The sequence below is a fragment of the Variovorax sp. SRS16 genome, from assembly GCF_901827165.1.
Lineage (GTDB): Bacteria > Pseudomonadota > Gammaproteobacteria > Burkholderiales > Burkholderiaceae_C > Variovorax.
The window spans coordinates 336093-350154 of record NZ_LR594666.1 but is presented as its reverse complement, the minus strand read 5'-3'; the positions used below and the strand labels follow the sequence as shown (position 1 = coordinate 350154).

General features: G+C 64.9%; 22 protein-coding genes. 3 read left to right on the top strand and 19 right to left on the bottom strand.

Annotated features, from left to right (window positions below):
- Positions 1-32 precede the first annotated feature (32 nt).
- The 4 genes from ptsP to E5P2_RS01735 form a co-directional block, all read right to left on the bottom strand.
- The gene (gene ptsP / locus E5P2_RS01750; RefSeq protein WP_162565454.1) at positions 33-1844 is read right to left on the bottom strand and encodes a phosphoenolpyruvate--protein phosphotransferase; all 1812 of its coding nucleotides are present in this window, start codon (positions 1842-1844) and stop codon (positions 33-35) included.
- Entirely contained in the window at positions 1841-2110 is a 270-nt protein-coding gene (locus E5P2_RS01745) for an HPr family phosphocarrier protein (protein ID WP_162565453.1), read from the bottom strand. The genes ptsP and E5P2_RS01745 overlap by 4 nt, the downstream gene beginning before the upstream one ends.
- Positions 2079-2534, bottom strand: coding sequence for a PTS sugar transporter subunit IIA (locus E5P2_RS01740; protein ID WP_162565452.1), 456 nt, complete (start codon positions 2532-2534; stop codon positions 2079-2081). Before E5P2_RS01740 ends, E5P2_RS01745 begins: the two co-directional genes overlap by 32 nt.
- A 77-nt stretch (positions 2535-2611) precedes the next feature.
- Positions 2612-3145, bottom strand: a complete 534-nt coding sequence (locus tag E5P2_RS01735; RefSeq protein WP_162565451.1) for a hypothetical protein — start codon at positions 3143-3145, stop codon at positions 2612-2614.
- Between the two features lie 104 nt (positions 3146-3249).
- On the opposite strand from E5P2_RS01735, the gene E5P2_RS01730 reads away from it, so the two are divergent.
- Positions 3250-3747 carry a TlpA family protein disulfide reductase gene (locus E5P2_RS01730; RefSeq protein ID WP_162565450.1) on the top strand — a complete coding sequence of 166 codons (498 nt, stop codon included), beginning with the start codon at positions 3250-3252 and terminating at the stop codon, positions 3745-3747.
- A 31-nt stretch (positions 3748-3778) separates the two neighbouring features.
- On the opposite strand, the gene E5P2_RS01725 is transcribed toward E5P2_RS01730, so the two are convergent.
- On the bottom strand, positions 3779-4228 hold the full coding sequence (locus E5P2_RS01725) for a c-type cytochrome (protein WP_162565449.1): 450 nt from the start codon (positions 4226-4228) through the stop codon (positions 3779-3781).
- A 181-nt stretch (positions 4229-4409) separates the two neighbouring features.
- Between E5P2_RS01725 and E5P2_RS01720 the strand changes: the two genes are divergently transcribed.
- Together E5P2_RS01720 and E5P2_RS01715 are read left to right on the top strand one after the other, a co-directional pair.
- Entirely contained in the window at positions 4410-5099 is a 690-nt protein-coding gene (locus tag E5P2_RS01720) for a cytochrome b/b6 domain-containing protein (protein WP_232080547.1), read from the top strand.
- Entirely contained in the window at positions 5096-5680 is a 585-nt protein-coding gene (locus E5P2_RS01715; protein WP_162570303.1) for a GNAT family N-acetyltransferase, read from the top strand. Before E5P2_RS01720 ends, E5P2_RS01715 begins: the two co-directional genes overlap by 4 nt.
- On the opposite strand, the gene E5P2_RS01710 is transcribed toward E5P2_RS01715, so the two are convergent.
- From E5P2_RS01710 to tuf, 14 genes are all read right to left on the bottom strand, one after another.
- Positions 5681-6508, bottom strand: coding sequence for a hypothetical protein (locus E5P2_RS01710; RefSeq protein ID WP_332107534.1), 828 nt, complete (start codon positions 6506-6508; stop codon positions 5681-5683). It abuts the gene before it with no gap.
- Positions 6509-6582: 74 nt separating this feature from the next.
- A complete protein-coding gene (locus E5P2_RS01705) occupies positions 6583-7089 on the bottom strand; it encodes a peroxiredoxin (protein ID WP_162565446.1) in 507 nt (168 codons plus the stop codon).
- Positions 7090-7154: 65 nt separating this feature from the next.
- Positions 7155-7424, bottom strand: coding sequence for a 30S ribosomal protein S17 (gene rpsQ / locus E5P2_RS01700; protein WP_162565445.1), 270 nt, complete (start codon positions 7422-7424; stop codon positions 7155-7157).
- Positions 7425-7433: 9 nt separating this feature from the next.
- Positions 7434-7643, bottom strand: a complete 210-nt coding sequence (rpmC, locus tag E5P2_RS01695; RefSeq protein ID WP_162570302.1) for a 50S ribosomal protein L29 — start codon at positions 7641-7643, stop codon at positions 7434-7436.
- A 60-nt stretch (positions 7644-7703) separates the two neighbouring features.
- Entirely contained in the window at positions 7704-8120 is a 417-nt protein-coding gene (gene rplP / locus E5P2_RS01690; protein ID WP_028250943.1) for a 50S ribosomal protein L16, read from the bottom strand.
- Between the two features lie 28 nt (positions 8121-8148).
- Positions 8149-9075, bottom strand: a complete 927-nt coding sequence (rpsC, locus tag E5P2_RS01685; protein ID WP_162565444.1) for a 30S ribosomal protein S3 — start codon at positions 9073-9075, stop codon at positions 8149-8151.
- Between the two features lie 15 nt (positions 9076-9090).
- Positions 9091-9423, bottom strand: a complete 333-nt coding sequence (rplV, locus tag E5P2_RS01680) for a 50S ribosomal protein L22 (protein WP_019657678.1) — start codon at positions 9421-9423, stop codon at positions 9091-9093.
- A 9-nt stretch (positions 9424-9432) separates the two neighbouring features.
- Positions 9433-9711 carry a 30S ribosomal protein S19 gene (gene rpsS / locus E5P2_RS01675; RefSeq protein ID WP_007838132.1) on the bottom strand — a complete coding sequence of 93 codons (279 nt, stop codon included), beginning with the start codon at positions 9709-9711 and terminating at the stop codon, positions 9433-9435.
- An 11-nt stretch (positions 9712-9722) separates the two neighbouring features.
- Positions 9723-10547: a 50S ribosomal protein L2 gene (gene rplB / locus E5P2_RS01670; RefSeq protein ID WP_162565443.1), complete on the bottom strand. Its 825-nt coding sequence runs from the start codon at positions 10545-10547 to the stop codon at positions 9723-9725.
- 2 nt (positions 10548-10549) lie between these two features.
- Positions 10550-10876, bottom strand: coding sequence for a 50S ribosomal protein L23 (gene rplW, locus E5P2_RS01665; protein ID WP_174259914.1), 327 nt, complete (start codon positions 10874-10876; stop codon positions 10550-10552).
- 5 nt (positions 10877-10881) lie between these two features.
- Positions 10882-11502 carry a 50S ribosomal protein L4 gene (gene rplD / locus E5P2_RS01660; protein ID WP_162565441.1) on the bottom strand — a complete coding sequence of 207 codons (621 nt, stop codon included), beginning with the start codon at positions 11500-11502 and terminating at the stop codon, positions 10882-10884.
- Positions 11503-11514: 12 nt separating this feature from the next.
- Entirely contained in the window at positions 11515-12192 is a 678-nt protein-coding gene (gene rplC / locus E5P2_RS01655) for a 50S ribosomal protein L3 (protein ID WP_162565440.1), read from the bottom strand.
- A 224-nt stretch (positions 12193-12416) separates the two neighbouring features.
- A complete protein-coding gene (gene rpsJ / locus E5P2_RS01650; RefSeq protein WP_028250951.1) occupies positions 12417-12731 on the bottom strand; it encodes a 30S ribosomal protein S10 in 315 nt (104 codons plus the stop codon).
- A gap of 23 nt (positions 12732-12754) precedes the next feature.
- A complete protein-coding gene (tuf, locus tag E5P2_RS01645; protein ID WP_162565439.1) occupies positions 12755-13948 on the bottom strand; it encodes an elongation factor Tu in 1194 nt (397 codons plus the stop codon).
- Between the last annotated feature and the right edge of the window lie 114 nt (positions 13949-14062).

The following is a 14062-nucleotide window of genomic DNA, read 5'->3' as shown; positions in this document are numbered from 1 at the left end:
GCGCGACGGCGGCGCCGCGCGCGCGATCGCGACTAACGCGCCGGCACCGGCATGAGCGCGGCGGCGGGATCCTCGGCCTCGAGCACCTGCTGCGCCCAGGCCTCGAGCTTGCCCGCGTCGGCGCGCAGCACTTCCTGCTTGACCGCGAGGATCTGCGAGGGGTGCATCGAGAAGCTGCGCAGGCCGAGGCCGAGCAGCAAGCGCGTGAATACGATGTCGCCGGCCATTTCGCCGCACACGCTGACGCCCTTGCCCTGGCGCCGGCACTCGGCGATGGTGTCGGCGACCAGGCGCAGCACGGCGGGATGGGCCGGATCGTAGAGATGCGCCACCGATTCGTCGGCGCGGTCGATGGCCAGCGTGTACTGGATCAGGTCGTTGGTGCCGATCGACAGGAAATCGAAGTGCTTGAGGAAGGTCTTGAGCGTGAGCGCGGCGGCCGGGATCTCGATCATCGCGCCGAGCTTGACCGCGCCATGCACCGCGCCGCGGTTGTCGAGCTCGGCGCGTGCGAAGTCGATCAGCGAGATGGTCTGGCGAATCTCGCTCGCGTGCGCGAGCATCGGGATGAGCAGGTGGATCTCGCCGTGCGCGGCGGCGCGCAGGATGGCGCGCAGCTGCGTGAGGAACATGGCCGGGTCGGCCAGGCTCCAGCGGATCGCGCGCAGGCCGAGCGCCGGATTCAGGTGCGCGTCGTCGCGCACCGATTTGCCGTCGAGCGGCTTGTCGGCGCCGACATCGATGGTCCGGATGGTGACCGGCATGCCCTGCATGCCCTCGACCGCGCGCTTGTAGGCCTGGTACTGCTCCTCTTCGTCGGGCAGGCGCGTGAGACGCTGCGCCTCGCGGCCCATGAAAAGGAATTCGCTGCGGAACAGGCCGACGCCGACGGCGCCCGCCTTGACGGCGCCGATCGTGTCCTCGGGCATCTCGATGTTGGCCAGCAGGTCGACGCGCTGGCCGTCGAGCGTGACGGCCGGCTTGTGGCGCAGCCGGGCCAGCCGGCCGCGCTCGAGGTCGCCCTGGCGCTGCTTGAAGCCGTACTCGGCCAGGATGATCGGCGAGGGGTCGACAATCATCACGCCGGTGTCGCCGTCGATGATGACCCAGTCGTCCTGCCGCACCAGTTGGCTCGCGCTGCGCGCGCCGACGACGGCCGGGATGTCCATGCTGCGTGCGACGATCGCGGTGTGCGAAGTGCGCCCGCCGACGTCGGTGACGAAGCCGGCGAACACGCTCTTCTTGAACTGCAGCATGTCGGCCGGCGAGAGGTCGTGCGCGATCAGCACCAGCGGTGCATCGATCGCCTCGCTGGCGACCGGATCGTCGCCGCCCTCTTCCGTCTCGGCCGCACGCTTGCGCCGCGGCGGGGTCGGCGCCAGCACCGCGGCCGTGCCCTTCATGCGGTGCAGCAGGCGCTCGACGACCTGCTCCAGGTCGGCCTTGCGTTCGCGCAGGTACTCGTCCTCCATCTCGTCGAACTGGCGCGCGATCACTTCGAGCTGCGTGGTCAGCGCCCATTCGGCGTTGTAGAGGCGCTCGGTGATCCAGTGCTTGACGCCGCCGGTGAGGACTTCGTCCTGCAGCAGCATCTGGTGCACATCGAGCAGCGCGGCGAGTTCGTGCGGCGTGTCGTTCGGCCCCATCAGCGCAACGCTGGCCTGCAGCTTCTGCAGCTCCTCGGACACCGCGTTGCGCGCCGTGCGCACACGGTCGATCTCGGTCTCGATCTGCTCGGGCTTGATGAAATAGTGGGCCACGTCGATGCGGCTCGAGACCACCAGCACGGCGCGGCCGATGGCAATGCCACGGGCAACCGGGAGCCCGTGGACGGCAAAGGTCATTCGCCTTCTCCGAATTTGTCGTTCATCAAGGCAACGATCGCGTCCAGCGCCTCCTGCTCGCGCTCGCCCTGCGTCTCGACCTCCACCACCACGCCGAGGCCGGCGGCCAGCATCATCACGCCCATGATGCTCTTGGCATTGACGCGGCGATCGTCGCGCGCGAGCCAGACATCGCAGGGGAAGCTCCCTGCGAGCTTGGTGAGCTTGGCCGACGCACGCGCATGCAGGCCCAGCTTATTGCTGATGGTCACGGATGTCTTGGTCACTGTGCTTTCTTCTTGCCTGGTTTTGCGGTGCCGTGACCGCCACTTGCATCACACCCGCCGTCCCGCCGGTGAGCGCCCGCTGCACGAGGGTGTCGAGCGGTTCGTTGCGGTAGCTTACCGCCCGCAGCAGCATCGGCAGGTTGACGCCGGCCACCAGCCGCGAACGGATGCCGTCGACCAGCTTCTGCGCCACGTTGCAGGGCGTGGCGCCGAACACGTCGGCCAGCACCAGCACCTGGGAGCGTGGCGTGGGCAGCAGCTGCGCCAGCGTGATGCGCGCGGCACCGAGCGTTTCTTCGGGCGACACGTTGGGCAGCACGTCGAGCGCGACGATCGAGGGTTCGCAATCGGGGAACACATGCAGCGCACATTGCCGCAGCGCCTGTGCGAGCGGTGAATGGGCGATGATGAAGATGCTGTTCATGCGGATCGAAGGGGCCTGTCGATTATGCGGGGACACCCATGGGAGCAAGTGACCAGGAGACAACGCGCGGCCGGCACTCAGGGAACACGCAGGCCTTCGAAGAAAGTCTTGATCGCGTCGGCCGACGAGGGCTTTCCCAGCACGGTCGCCTGGTAGAGCGAGACCTTGCCTGCGCCCTGCTGGGCGAACCAGAGCACATGGGTCGGCGTGGCACTGGCCCCTGCGCCCTGCGCGTCGAGCCGCCCGGGCGCCGGGGAGGATGCCGCGCGCTGCACGACGGCTGCGGCTTCCTGGATCGATGCACCGGCCAGGCGGGTGCGAGTCGCTGCGCGCCAGGCGCTCATCCAGGCCTCGGCCTGCACTGTGCTGGTGGCCGTGGCATGCGCGACGGCGAAAGTGGCGCCGCCGGCCTCGCAGCCGCTCACATCCACCGCGACCGACTCCGCGCCACCGAGCGGCAGCGCGCGCGTCGCATGATCGGCCTTGCAGGGCAGAAGCGCCACCACGCCGTCCTCCCCGATCGGCACTTCACGCCAGTTGAAAGTGGGACTGCATGCGGCAAGAAAGGCCAGCGCGAGTGATGCGAAATGGGGACGGAACAGGGATGGCATGGGAAAGGCCATTATCGAGGGCGTCCTGCGCATGGCATTCCGGCGCCAAGCACGATCCTCGAAGCGGAACTAAAATGACCGGGCTTCCTCCATCCGTCTCCCCCATGAAAAAAATCATCTACGTCGCCGCAACCGCGATTGCCCTGGCCATCGGTGTGGGCGTGTATCTGAACACGGGAGCCACGGCAGCGCCGGCATCGACCTTCGTGCTGCTCGACGGCAGCAAGAAGAGCACGGACGACCTCAAGGGCAAGGTGACGCTGGTCAACTTCTGGGCCACCAGCTGTGTCACCTGCGTGGGCGAGATGCCCAAGGTGATCGCAACCTACGACAAGTACAAGAGCCAGGGCTTCGACACGCTGGCGGTCGCCATGAGCTACGACCCGCCCAGCTACGTGATCAACTATGCCGAGACGCGCAAGCTGCCGTTCAAGGTGGCGATCGACAACACCGGCGCGGTGGCCCAGGCCTGGGGCGACGTGAAGCTCACGCCGACCAGCTATGTCGTGAACAAGCACGGCGAGATCGTGAAGCGCTATGTCGGTGAACCCGACTTCGCCGAACTGCACAAGCTGATCGAGAAGCTGCTCGCCGAAGCCTAGGCTTCGCGGCTGCAGCCGCGGCGCCGCCCGTTCAGCGCTTGCGGAAGCTGTCGTGGCAGGACTTGCAGGTCTCCCCGACAGCGGCGACCGAGGTCTTGATGGCGTCCAGGTTGTTGGACTTGGCGGCTGTCGCCAGCTTGCCGGTTTCGTCCACCAGCGTGTCGCTCAATTCCTTGAACTTGGCCTGTTCCGTCCAGATCTCGGGCTTGGCCCTGCCGCCTTCGGTTCCCTGCGCATAGGCGCCGCTCCATGGCAGCTTGGCGATGGTGGCCACCAGGTCCGCATTCGCCAGTGCCGCCGCAGCGTCATAGGGCACCCGGCCATTGGCCATGGCGGCGATGCGACCGAAATGCTGGTTCTGCAGGAACATCACGCTCTGGCGATATTTGACGGCGTCTTCGGGCTTGGCAAACTGGGCGGCCGCCGGCACGGACAGCGCGGTACAGGCGGCCGCCAGCATGAACGGGACAAGGCGATTCATCGTGATTCCTTCGTCTGCTGAGCCGTCCGTGGGCCACGGCGCTGCCGGCGAGTTTAGGGGAACACGCGATTCTGCGCTCGGGACCAGGCAAGCCATGACGTGCGCGGCCGCTGAAATTTGCTAATCTGCGCATCGTGCCGCCTCGCCAACCTCTTCGATGACAGCCCCCTTCGAGCTCTCCATGCACAGCGCACGCCGGGATCGCGCCAGCCTGCCCCGCACACGGGTCTGGGACTTGCCGACGCGGCTCTTCCACTGGATCCTGGCGGTGGCCGTGGTCGGCCTGATCGCGACCGGGCTCGGCGACATCATGGAATGGCACTTTCGCCTGGGCTACGCCGTGCTGTCGCTGCTGCTGTTCCGGCTGATCTGGGGCTTCGTGGGCGGCCGGTGGTCGCGCTTTCACGCCTTCGTCTACGCGCCCTCCTCGCTCGTCGCGTATCTGCGCGGCCGAGGCCATCCGGATCACCTCATCGGCCACACGCCGCTGGGCGCGTTGTCGGTGTTCGGCGTGCTCGGCATTCTGGCGGTGCAGGTCGCGACCGGGCTGGTGTCGGACGACGAGATCTCGGCATCGGGGCCGCTCACCCGCTTCGTCTCCGACGCCGTCGTCAGCGCGGCGACGAGCTGGCACAAGGCACCGGGCAAGTGGATCGTGATCGCGCTGGCGAGCCTGCACGTGCTGGCGGTGCTTTACTACGTGTTCGTCAAGCGCCGGCCCCTGGTGCGGCCGATGATTTCAGGCGACAAGCTGATCACCGAAGGCGCGGCCCCCTCCAGCCGCGACGACGCTGCGTCGCGCCTGCTGGCGTTCGTGGTGTTCGCGCTGTGCGCGGGCTTCGCAGCATGGATCGCGTCCCTCAGAGCATGAGCAACCCGGTTTCACGTCCGCTGCCGCTCGCCGGCACCCCGGCGGTGATCCTGATCACGCCCGACGAGGCGCATGAGATCGAGGCGACGCGTGCGGTCTTTCGCGACTACGCCGCATCACTGGGCATCGATCTCGGATTCCAGAATTTCGACGAGGAACTGGCACGCCTTCCCGGGGACTATGCGGAACCGCGAGGCGCGTTGCTGCTGGCGCTGGTCGATGCGGCGCACGCATCGGGTGCGGTCGATGCGCCGCTGCTGCCGCGCGCACAGGGAGGGCTCGCGCATGTCGCAGGCTGCTGCGCGCTGCGGCCGCTCGACACGACCGACTATCCGAATGCCGCCGAGATGAAGCGCCTCTATGTGCGTCCCGCCTTCCGCGGTCTCGGCCTGGGACGGCAGTTGGCCGAGGCCATCCTGGACGCAGCACGCAGCGCGGGCTACGCCTGCGTGCTGCTGGATACGCTCGACGACATGGAGTCGGCGCGCGCGCTCTACGAAGACCTGGGCTTCGTGGAAGTGCCACCCTACTATCACAACCCGATCGCAGGGTCGCACTACCTCAAGGTCGACGTCGGCTGATCAAAAGCCCGGGAACGCGTTCGGCTTCAGGTACTCGGCGCCGTGAAGGCGCAGGGTGGAGCCGGCAGGCGCGCCAAGGGCGTTCGGCAGAAAGGTCTTCAGCGAAGTGGCGAAGTCGCCGCGGTAGGTCTTCGAGCCCTGATGCGTCAGGTTCGAATTGGCATCGATGTAGATCGATTCGCCAAGACCCGACCAGAGGCGGCAGAAGCCGTAATCCTCCGACAGGTAGCGCCGTGTCACCGGGTCCACCATGACGTCGAAGAATCTGTAGTGCCGGCCTTCGTCTGGAACGCCCAGGCTGTCGGGAACATAGCGCATTTCGGGATAGCTCTCGATCAGGCGCTCGAACACGCGGCGTTTGATGACCATGAAGCCCGTCGGCGCCTCGGTCACGCGCATGAAGCCATCGGGCTGCACGATCAGGTCGACCATGTTGGGCGTGCCGCCGGGCATCACATCGGTGTTCGCGGCGTAGCGCGTGTACGTGGCCTCGAACTGCTGTCGCGTGGTGCTGGCCGGCACACCCTCCGCGGGCCATTCCTCGCGCTTGAGCGGATAGACGCCGCACGCGATGTCGTAGTCCGACAGCAGCAGCCGGGTCGCGGCTTCCGCAGAGAAGCCGATGTCGGCATCGATCCAGAAGAGGTGCGTCCACTCGGGATGCGAAAGAAAGGTCGCGACGCAGTTGTTGCGCGCACGGGTGACCAGGCTCTCGCCTTGCTGCAGGCACAATTGCAGCCGCATGCCGGTCTGGTTGGCCAGACCGATGAAGTGCATCAGAGAAACGACATAGTTCTGGAAGAACTTGCCGTCGTGGCTCGGCGTCATGATCGCCGGCCAGAAGTTTTTTAGCTCCCTGGAATCAAGCATTTCGATTCGACGTCGTTCGTCGCTCCGAAAACTCAGGCGCGTGCCTGCGCCAACAGCGTGGCGGCGTCGCTGACTTCGAATTTGCCGGGCGCCTCGACGTTGAGCGTGGCGACCTTGCCATCCTTCACGAGCATCGAATAGCGGTTGCTGCGCACGCCCATGCCGCGTGCCGTCAGGTCGAGCGTGAGGCCGGTGGCGTTCGCGAAGGCCGCGCTGCCGTCCGCCAGCATGCGCACCTTGGTACCGGTCTTCTGGTCGCGTGCCCATGCACCCATCACGAAGGCATCGTTGACGCTCACACACCAGATCTCGTCGACGCCGGCGGCCTTGAGTTCGTCGTAATGCTGTACATAGCCCGGCACGTGCTTGGCCGAGCAGGTCGGCGTGAATGCGCCGGGCAGCGCGAACAACGCAATGGTTTTGCCTGCAGCAGCCTTGGTCACGTCGACCGGGTTCGGGCCGATGCTGCAGCCTTCGCCTTCGACCTCCGAGTATTCCTGCAGGGTGGCCGAAGGAAGGGCGTCGCCAACTTTGATCATCAAAATGCTCCCAAAAAAAAGAGCCCACATTGTGGGCTCTTTTTGCGAGGCCGTGGCGCCGGCGATCAGACCAGAACGGCCTTTTCCACCAAACGGGTCACGATCCAGTTCTTTGATTTCGAGATCGGCCGACTCTCCGTGATCTCGATGGTGTCGCCGAGCTTGTACTCGCCCTTTTCGTCGTGCGCGTGGTACTTGCTCGTCTTCGCCACGATCTTGCCGTAGAGCTCGTGCTTCACACGGCGCTCGACCAGCACGGTCACGGTCTTCTCGCGCTTGTCGCTGACCACCTTGCCGATCAAGGTGCGCTTGAGGGATTTTTTAGCTTCCGTCATGTTCACTCCTTACTTGGCGGCTTGGGTTTCTTGCTGCTTTTGCGCAAGAATGGTCTTGGCACGCGCGATGTCGCGGCGCGTGACGCGCAGCGTCGACGTGTTCGACAGTTGTTGCGTGGCTTTCTGCATGCGCAGGCCGAAATGGGCCTTCTGCAGATCCTTGATTTCGGTCTGCAGGCCGGCGACGTCCTTGTCGCGCAGCGTTGCAGCCTTCGACACCTTGACCGGCTTGGCCGCGGCGTCCTTCTTCTTGCGTGTTGCCATCAGTGTTCTCCTCGATCAGGCGCCGAGCTGGCGCGCGACGAAGGTGGTGCGCAGCGGCAGCTTGGCGGCAGCCAGGCGGAACGCTTCGCGTGCGAGTTCTTCGGGAACGCCGACGATCTCGTAGATCACCTTGCCGGGCTGGATCTCGGCGACGTAGTACTCGGGGTTGCCCTTGCCGTTACCCATCCGCACTTCGGCAGGCTTGTGCGAGATCGGCTTGTCCGGGAACACGCGAATCCAGATGCGGCCACCGCGCTTGACGTGGCGCGAAATGGCGCGACGTGCGGCTTCGATCTGGCGCGCCGTCAGGCGGCCGCGGTCGATCGACTTCAGGCCGAAGTCACCGAACGACACCGCGTTGCCGCGGGTCGCGATGCCGGTGTTGCGGCCCTTTTGTTCCTTGCGGAACTTTCTGCGTGCAGGTTGCAGCATTTTTCTTACTCCGTAGTTCTAAGACCGATCACTCGGTCTTGGCACCGTCAGCTGCTGCAGCTGGCGCGGCTTTGCGTACGCGCTTAACGGCGGGTTTCGAGTCTGCACCCGGGGCGCCAGGGGCTGCACCGGTGGCTTCTGCGGGCTTGTCGCTGCCATCGGCCGGCGCGACGTTGCCGCCGATCGGGCCTCGGGCACCGGCGCGCGGGCCGGGGCCACGGCGGTCGGAACCGGGACGGTCGCCACCCGGGCGGCCATCGCGGCGCGGACCGCGCGGGCGACGCTCTTCGTCGGGACGCGGCGTCTCGACGGCGGGCAGGTCGTTGCGGCCCAGCGTATCGCCCTTGTAGACCCAGACCTTGACACCGATGACGCCGTAGGTGGTCTTGGCTTCCGAGGTGCCGTAGTCGATGTCGGCGCGCAGCGTATGCAGCGGCACGCGGCCTTCGCGGTACCACTCGGTGCGCGCGATTTCGATGCCGTTCAGGCGGCCGGCCGACATGATCTTGATGCCCTGGGCACCCAGACGCATCGCGTTCTGCATCGCACGCTTCATGGCGCGGCGGAACATGATGCGCTTCTCGAGCTGCTGCGTGATGCTGTCGGCGATCAGTTGGGCATCGATTTCGGGCTTGCGCACTTCTTCGATGTTGACCGCGACCGGCACGCCGAGCTGGCGGCCGAGTTCACGCTTGAGGTTCTCGATGTCTTCGCCCTTCTTGCCGATCACGACGCCCGGACGTGCCGAGTAGATCGTGATGCGGGCGTTCTTGGCGGGACGCTCGATCAGCACGCGCGAAACGGAGGCGTTCTTGAGCTTCTTCTTCAGGTACTCGCGCACCTTGATGTCTTCGGCCAGCATGCCCGCGAAATCACGGTTGCTCGCGTACCAGCGGCTGGACCAGTTACGGCTGACCGCAAGGCGGAAGCCGGTGGGGTGGATCTTCTGTCCCATATTCTTCCAGGCCTCTTAGTTGCCGACCGTCACGTACACATGGCACGTGGGCTTGCTGATGCGATTGCCGCGACCCTTGGCGCGCGCGGTGAAGCGCTTGAGCGTGGCGCCCTGCTCGACGTAGATGGTCTTGACCTTCAACTCGTCGATGTCGGCGCCGTCGTTGTGCTCGGCGTTGGCGATGGCCGATTCGAGCACCTTCTTGACGATCACAGCGGCCTTCTTCTGCGTGAACTGCAGGATGTTGAGCGCTTGATCGACCTTCTTGCCGCGGATCAGATCGGCGACCAGACGGCCCTTGTCGACCGAAAGGCGGACGCCGCGGAGGACTGCACGTGTTTCAGACATGGTCGTTCCTTACTTCTTCTGGACTTTCTTGTCCGCGGGGTGCCCCTTGAACGTGCGCGTGAGCGCAAATTCGCCGAGCTTGTGGCCGACCATCTGGTCGGTGATGTAGACAGGCACGTGCTGCTTGCCGTTGTGAACGGCGATGGTCAGGCCGATGAATTCGGGCAGCACCATCGAACGGCGCGACCAGGTCTTGATCGGCTTCTTGTCCTTGGTCGTCACGGCCTTGTCGGCCTTGGCCACCAGATGGTGGTCGACGAACGGACCCTTTTTGAGAGAGCGAGTCATTGTGCTGTCCCTTACTTCTTGCGACGCGACACGATGAAGACTTGCGTGCGCTTGTTGTTGCGGGTGCGATAACCCTTGGTGAGATTGCCCCAGGGGTCGACAGGATGGCGGCCTTCGCCGGTCTTGCCTTCGCCGCCACCGTGCGGGTGGTCGACCGGGTTCATCACCACGCCGCGAACGGTCGGGCGAATGCCCATCCAGCGCTTCACACCGGCCTTGCCGAGTTGACGCAGGCTGTGCTCTTCGTTGGCCACTTCGCCGATGGTCGCACGGCATTCGACGTGAATGCGGCGGACTTCGCCCGAGCGCATGCGGACCTGGGCGTAGACGCCTTCGCGCGCCAGCAGCGTGGCCGACGTGCCAGCCGAACGGGCGATCTGCGCGCCCTTGCCGGGCTGCAGTTCGATGCAGTGAATGGTCGAGCCCACCGGGATGTTGCGGATCGGCAGCGTGTTGCCGGCGCGGATCGGGGCTTCCGAACCGCTCAGCAGCGTTGCGCCGGCTTCCAGACCGCGCGGGGCGATGATGTAGCGGCGTTCTCCGTCGGCATAGCACACGAGCGCGATGTGGGCGGTGCGGTTCGGGTCGTATTCGATGCGTTCGACCTTGGCCGGGATGCCGTCCTTGTTGCGCACGAAGTCCACCACGCGGTAGTGGTGCTTGTGCCCACCGCCCTTGTGACGGGTCGTGATGTGGCCGTTGTTGTTGCGGCCGGCCTTCTGGAATTGCGGCTCCAGCAGGGCTGCATGCGGCGCACCCTTGTAGAGGTGGTCCCGCGAGATCTTCACCGCGCCGCGTTGGCCCGGCGAAGTGGGTTTCATCTTGATGACGGCCATGATTAAGCGCCTTCCCCAGCGAGGTTGAGCTCTTGACCGGCCTTGAGCGTCACATAGGCCTTGCGAATGTTGTCGCGGCGGCCGATGGACTTGCCAAAGCGCTTGGTCTTGCCCTTGGTGTTGAGCACCGACACGCCCTGGACCTCGACCTTGAACATCAGTTCGACGGCGGCCTTGATCTCGGGCTTGGTGGCGTCCTGCAACACCTTGAAAGTGACTGCGTTCGACTTCTCGCCGACCATCGTGGCCTTCTCGGACACGATCGGGGCGACCAGAACGCTCATCAGGCGACCTTCGTCGAACTGACGTTGTTGCGGCGTCGGATTCATGCGGCTCATGCGAACATCTCCTTGAGCTTGTCGACGGCGCCCTTGGTGACCAGCACCTTCTTGTAATGCACCAGCGACACCGGATCGGCGTAACGCGGTTCGACCACAAGCACGTTGATCAGGTTGCGCGAAGCCAGGTACAGGTTCTCGTCGACTTCCTCGGCGATCACGAGCACGGAGTCGAGATTCATCGCCTTGAACTTGGCGGCCAGTGCCTTGGTCTTGGGCGAATCGACCTTGATCGAATCGACCACGGCCAGACGGCCTTCGCGGGCGAGCTGCGAGAAGATGGAGGCCATGCCGGCGCGGTACATCTTCTTGTTGATCTTCTGCGAGAAGTTTTCGTCGGGCATGTTCGGGAAAATCCGGCCGCCTCCGCGCCACAGCGGCGAGGACGTCATACCGGCACGGGCGCGGCCCGTTCCCTTTTGCTTGAACGGCTTCTTGGTCGAGTGCTTGACCTGTTCGCGGTCCTTCTGGGCACGCGTGCCCTGGCGCGCGTTGGCCTGGAATGCGACGACGATCTGGTGCACCAGGTCCTCGTTGTAGTCACGGCCGAACACGGTCTCGGGGGCGTCGTACTTCGACGCGGCCTGGCCCTGTTCGTTCAGGAGTTCGAGTTGCATTGCTTTCGCTCCTTAAGCCGCAGGGGCCGCTTGCGACTTGGCCTTGACGGCCGGGCGCACGGTGACGAAGCCACCCTTCGAGCCCGGAATCGCGCCCTTGATCAGCAGCAGCTGACGGGCTTCGTCGATGCGGATCACGTCGAGGTTCTGGGTGGTCACGGTGACGTCGCCGAGATGGCCCGTCATGCGCTTGCCCGGGAACACGCGGCCCGGATCCTGCGCCATGCCGATCGAGCCCGGAACGTTGTGCGAACGGCTGTTGCCGTGCGACGCGCGTTGCGAGCTCATGTTGTGGCGCTTGATCGTGCCGGCGAAGCCCTTGCCGATCGAGGTGCCCTGCACGTCGACCTTCTGGCCGACCGCGAACACGCTGCTCACTGCGATCGCGCCGCCAGCCTTGTGCTGGGCGGCCGCATCGGCGGTGACACGGAATTCCTGGATGATTTCACCAGCTTCGACGCCCGCCTTGGCGAGGTGGCCGGCTTGCGGCTTGGTCACGCGCGATGCCTTGCGCGAACCGAACGTCACTTGCAGCGCGACGTAGCCATCAGTCTCTTGGGTTTTGATCTGGGTCACGCGGTTGTTGGACACATCCACCACCGTGACGGGAACTGCATCCCCGTCATCGGTGAAGAGACGCATCATCCCCACCTTGCGGCCCAGCAACCCGAGGGAGTTGCTCAGACTCATTTTTTTCTCCAAAAATGGAATCCTCTCCCGCCGCTGTCACTTCAATTGGCGACAGCGTTTGGTATGCGAGAGAAGGTTGATAAAGCCCTGCACCAAGAAGCGCCCGCATAGGACGCAAGTTAGGCAGAGCCGGCGATTATAGCCCGGCTACCAACATAGGCGCAATACAAACAAAGCCTGCATGCATCGCTGCATGCAGGCTTCATGAGCTCAGTGCCGTGGGCTTACTGCAGCTTGATCTCGACGTCCACGCCGGCCGGCAGGTCGAGCTTCATCAGCGCGTCCACGGTCTTGTCGGTGGGGTCGACGATGTCCATCAGGCGCTGGTGCGTGCGGATCTCGAACTGGTCGCGGCTCGTCTTGTTGACGTGCGGCGAACGCAGGATGTCGAAACGCTTCATGCGGGTCGGCAGCGGCACGGGGCCCTTGACGATGGCGCCGGTGCGCTTGGCGGTGTCCACGATCTCGGCCGCCGACTGGTCGATCAGCTTGTAGTCGAACGCCTTCAGGCGGATGCGGATTTTTTGCTTGGTGGCCATGGTGATTCCTTTGTGCGTTCGAATCAGATGTCGAGGATCTTCGCCACCACGCCCGAGCCCACGGTGCGTCCGCCTTCGCGGATCGCGAAGCGCAGGCCTTCTTCCATGGCGATCGGGTTGATCAGCTTGACCGTGATGCTCACGTTGTCCCCGGGCATGACCATTTCCTTGTCCTTGGGCAGCTCGATGGCGCCAGTCACGTCCGTCGTGCGGAAGTAGAACTGCGGGCGGTAGTTGTTGAAGAAGGGCGTGTGGCGACCGCCTTCGTCCTTGCTCAGCACGTACACCTCGGCGGTGAAGTGCGTGTGCGGCTTGATGGAGCCGGGCTTGCACAGCACCTGGCCGCGCTCGACTTCTTCACGCTTGGTGCCACGCAGCAGCACGCCCACGTTGTCGCCCGCCTGGCCCTGGTCCAGGAGCTTGCGGAACATCTCGACGCCGGTGCAGGTGGTCTTGACGGTCGGGCGGATGCCGACAATCTCGATTTCCTCGCCGACCTTGATGACGCCGCGCTCGACGGCGCCAGTCACCACGGTGCCGCGTCCGGAGATGGAGAAGACGTCTTCGACGGGCATCAGGAAGGTGCCGTCGACCGCGCGCTCGGGCGTGGGGATGTAGCTGTCGAGGGCGTCGGCCAGCTTCATGATGGCTTCTTCACCGAGCTTGCCCTTGTCGCCTTCGAGGGCGAGCTTGGCCGAGCCGTGGATGATGGGGGTGTCGTCGCCGGGGAATTCGTACTTGTCGAGCAGCTCGCGCACTTCCATTTCAACGAGCTCGAGCAGTTCGGCGTCGTCGACCATGTCGCACTTGTTGAGGAAGACGATGATGTAGCCGACACCGACCTGGCGCGCCAGCAGGATGTGCTCGCGGGTCTGGGGCATGGGGCCGTCGGCGGCCGAGCAGACCAGGATGGCGCCGTCCATCTGGGCGGCACCGGTGATCATGTTCTTGACGTAGTCGGCGTGGCCCGGGCAGTCGACGTGCGCGTAGTGGCGGTTGGCCGTTTCGTATTCGACGTGGGCGGTGTTGATGGTGATGCCGCGCGCCTTTTCTTCGGGCGCCGCGTCGATCTGGTCGTAGGCCTTGGCTTCGCCGCCGAACTTGGCAGACAGCACGGTCGCAATGGCCGCCGTCAGCGTCGTCTTGCCATGGTCAACGTGACCGATCGTGCCCACGTTCACGTGCGGCTTCGTGCGGGTGAATTTTCCTTTTGCCATTTTCTATCCTTGAAAGAGCAGTGCCCGTGTACGGTTTAACGTCTGCACCATGTTGCTGATTCCCTCGCCACGGGCAACGAGAGGCACACGATCGCAGACAACAAAAAATCAACC

Excerpts from the sequence above, each read along its gene's own strand:
- rpsQ (WP_162565445.1), bottom strand. The coding sequence starts at position 7,424 with ATGACGGAAGCTAAAAAATCCCTCAAGCGCACCTTGATCGGCAAGGTG.
- rplP (WP_028250943.1), bottom strand. The coding sequence starts at position 8,120 with ATGCTGCAACCTGCACGCAGAAAGTTCCGCAAGGAACAAAAGGGCCGC.
- rplD (WP_162565441.1), bottom strand. The coding sequence starts at position 11,502 with ATGCAACTCGAACTCCTGAACGAACAGGGCCAGGCCGCGTCGAAGTAC.
- E5P2_RS01720 (WP_232080547.1), top strand. The coding sequence starts at position 4,410 with ATGCACAGCGCACGCCGGGATCGCGCCAGCCTGCCCCGCACACGGGTC.
- rpsJ (WP_028250951.1), bottom strand. The coding sequence starts at position 12,731 with ATGGCCACCAAGCAAAAAATCCGCATCCGCCTGAAGGCGTTCGACTAC.
- rplC (WP_162565440.1), bottom strand. The coding sequence starts at position 12,192 with ATGAGTCTGAGCAACTCCCTCGGGTTGCTGGGCCGCAAGGTGGGGATG.
- ptsP (WP_162565454.1), bottom strand. The coding sequence starts at position 1,844 with ATGACCTTTGCCGTCCACGGGCTCCCGGTTGCCCGTGGCATTGCCATC.
- rpsS (WP_007838132.1), bottom strand. The coding sequence starts at position 9,711 with ATGACTCGCTCTCTCAAAAAGGGTCCGTTCGTCGACCACCATCTGGTG.
- E5P2_RS01740 (WP_162565452.1), bottom strand. The coding sequence starts at position 2,534 with ATGAACAGCATCTTCATCATCGCCCATTCACCGCTCGCACAGGCGCTG.
- rplB (WP_162565443.1), bottom strand. The coding sequence starts at position 10,547 with ATGGCCGTCATCAAGATGAAACCCACTTCGCCGGGCCAACGCGGCGCG.
- E5P2_RS01705 (WP_162565446.1), bottom strand. The coding sequence starts at position 7,089 with ATGATCAAAGTTGGCGACGCCCTTCCTTCGGCCACCCTGCAGGAATAC.
- E5P2_RS01735 (WP_162565451.1), bottom strand. The coding sequence starts at position 3,145 with ATGCCATCCCTGTTCCGTCCCCATTTCGCATCACTCGCGCTGGCCTTT.
- tuf (WP_162565439.1), bottom strand. The coding sequence starts at position 13,948 with ATGGCAAAAGGAAAATTCACCCGCACGAAGCCGCACGTGAACGTGGGC.
- E5P2_RS01730 (WP_162565450.1), top strand. The coding sequence starts at position 3,250 with ATGAAAAAAATCATCTACGTCGCCGCAACCGCGATTGCCCTGGCCATC.
- E5P2_RS01710 (WP_332107534.1), bottom strand. The coding sequence starts at position 6,508 with ATGACGCCGAGCCACGACGGCAAGTTCTTCCAGAACTATGTCGTTTCT.
- rplW (WP_174259914.1), bottom strand. The coding sequence starts at position 10,876 with ATGAATCCGACGCCGCAACAACGTCAGTTCGACGAAGGTCGCCTGATG.
- E5P2_RS01725 (WP_162565449.1), bottom strand. The coding sequence starts at position 4,228 with ATGAATCGCCTTGTCCCGTTCATGCTGGCGGCCGCCTGTACCGCGCTG.
- rpsC (WP_162565444.1), bottom strand. The coding sequence starts at position 9,075 with ATGGGACAGAAGATCCACCCCACCGGCTTCCGCCTTGCGGTCAGCCGT.
- rplV (WP_019657678.1), bottom strand. The coding sequence starts at position 9,423 with ATGTCTGAAACACGTGCAGTCCTCCGCGGCGTCCGCCTTTCGGTCGAC.
- E5P2_RS01715 (WP_162570303.1), top strand. The coding sequence starts at position 5,096 with ATGAGCAACCCGGTTTCACGTCCGCTGCCGCTCGCCGGCACCCCGGCG.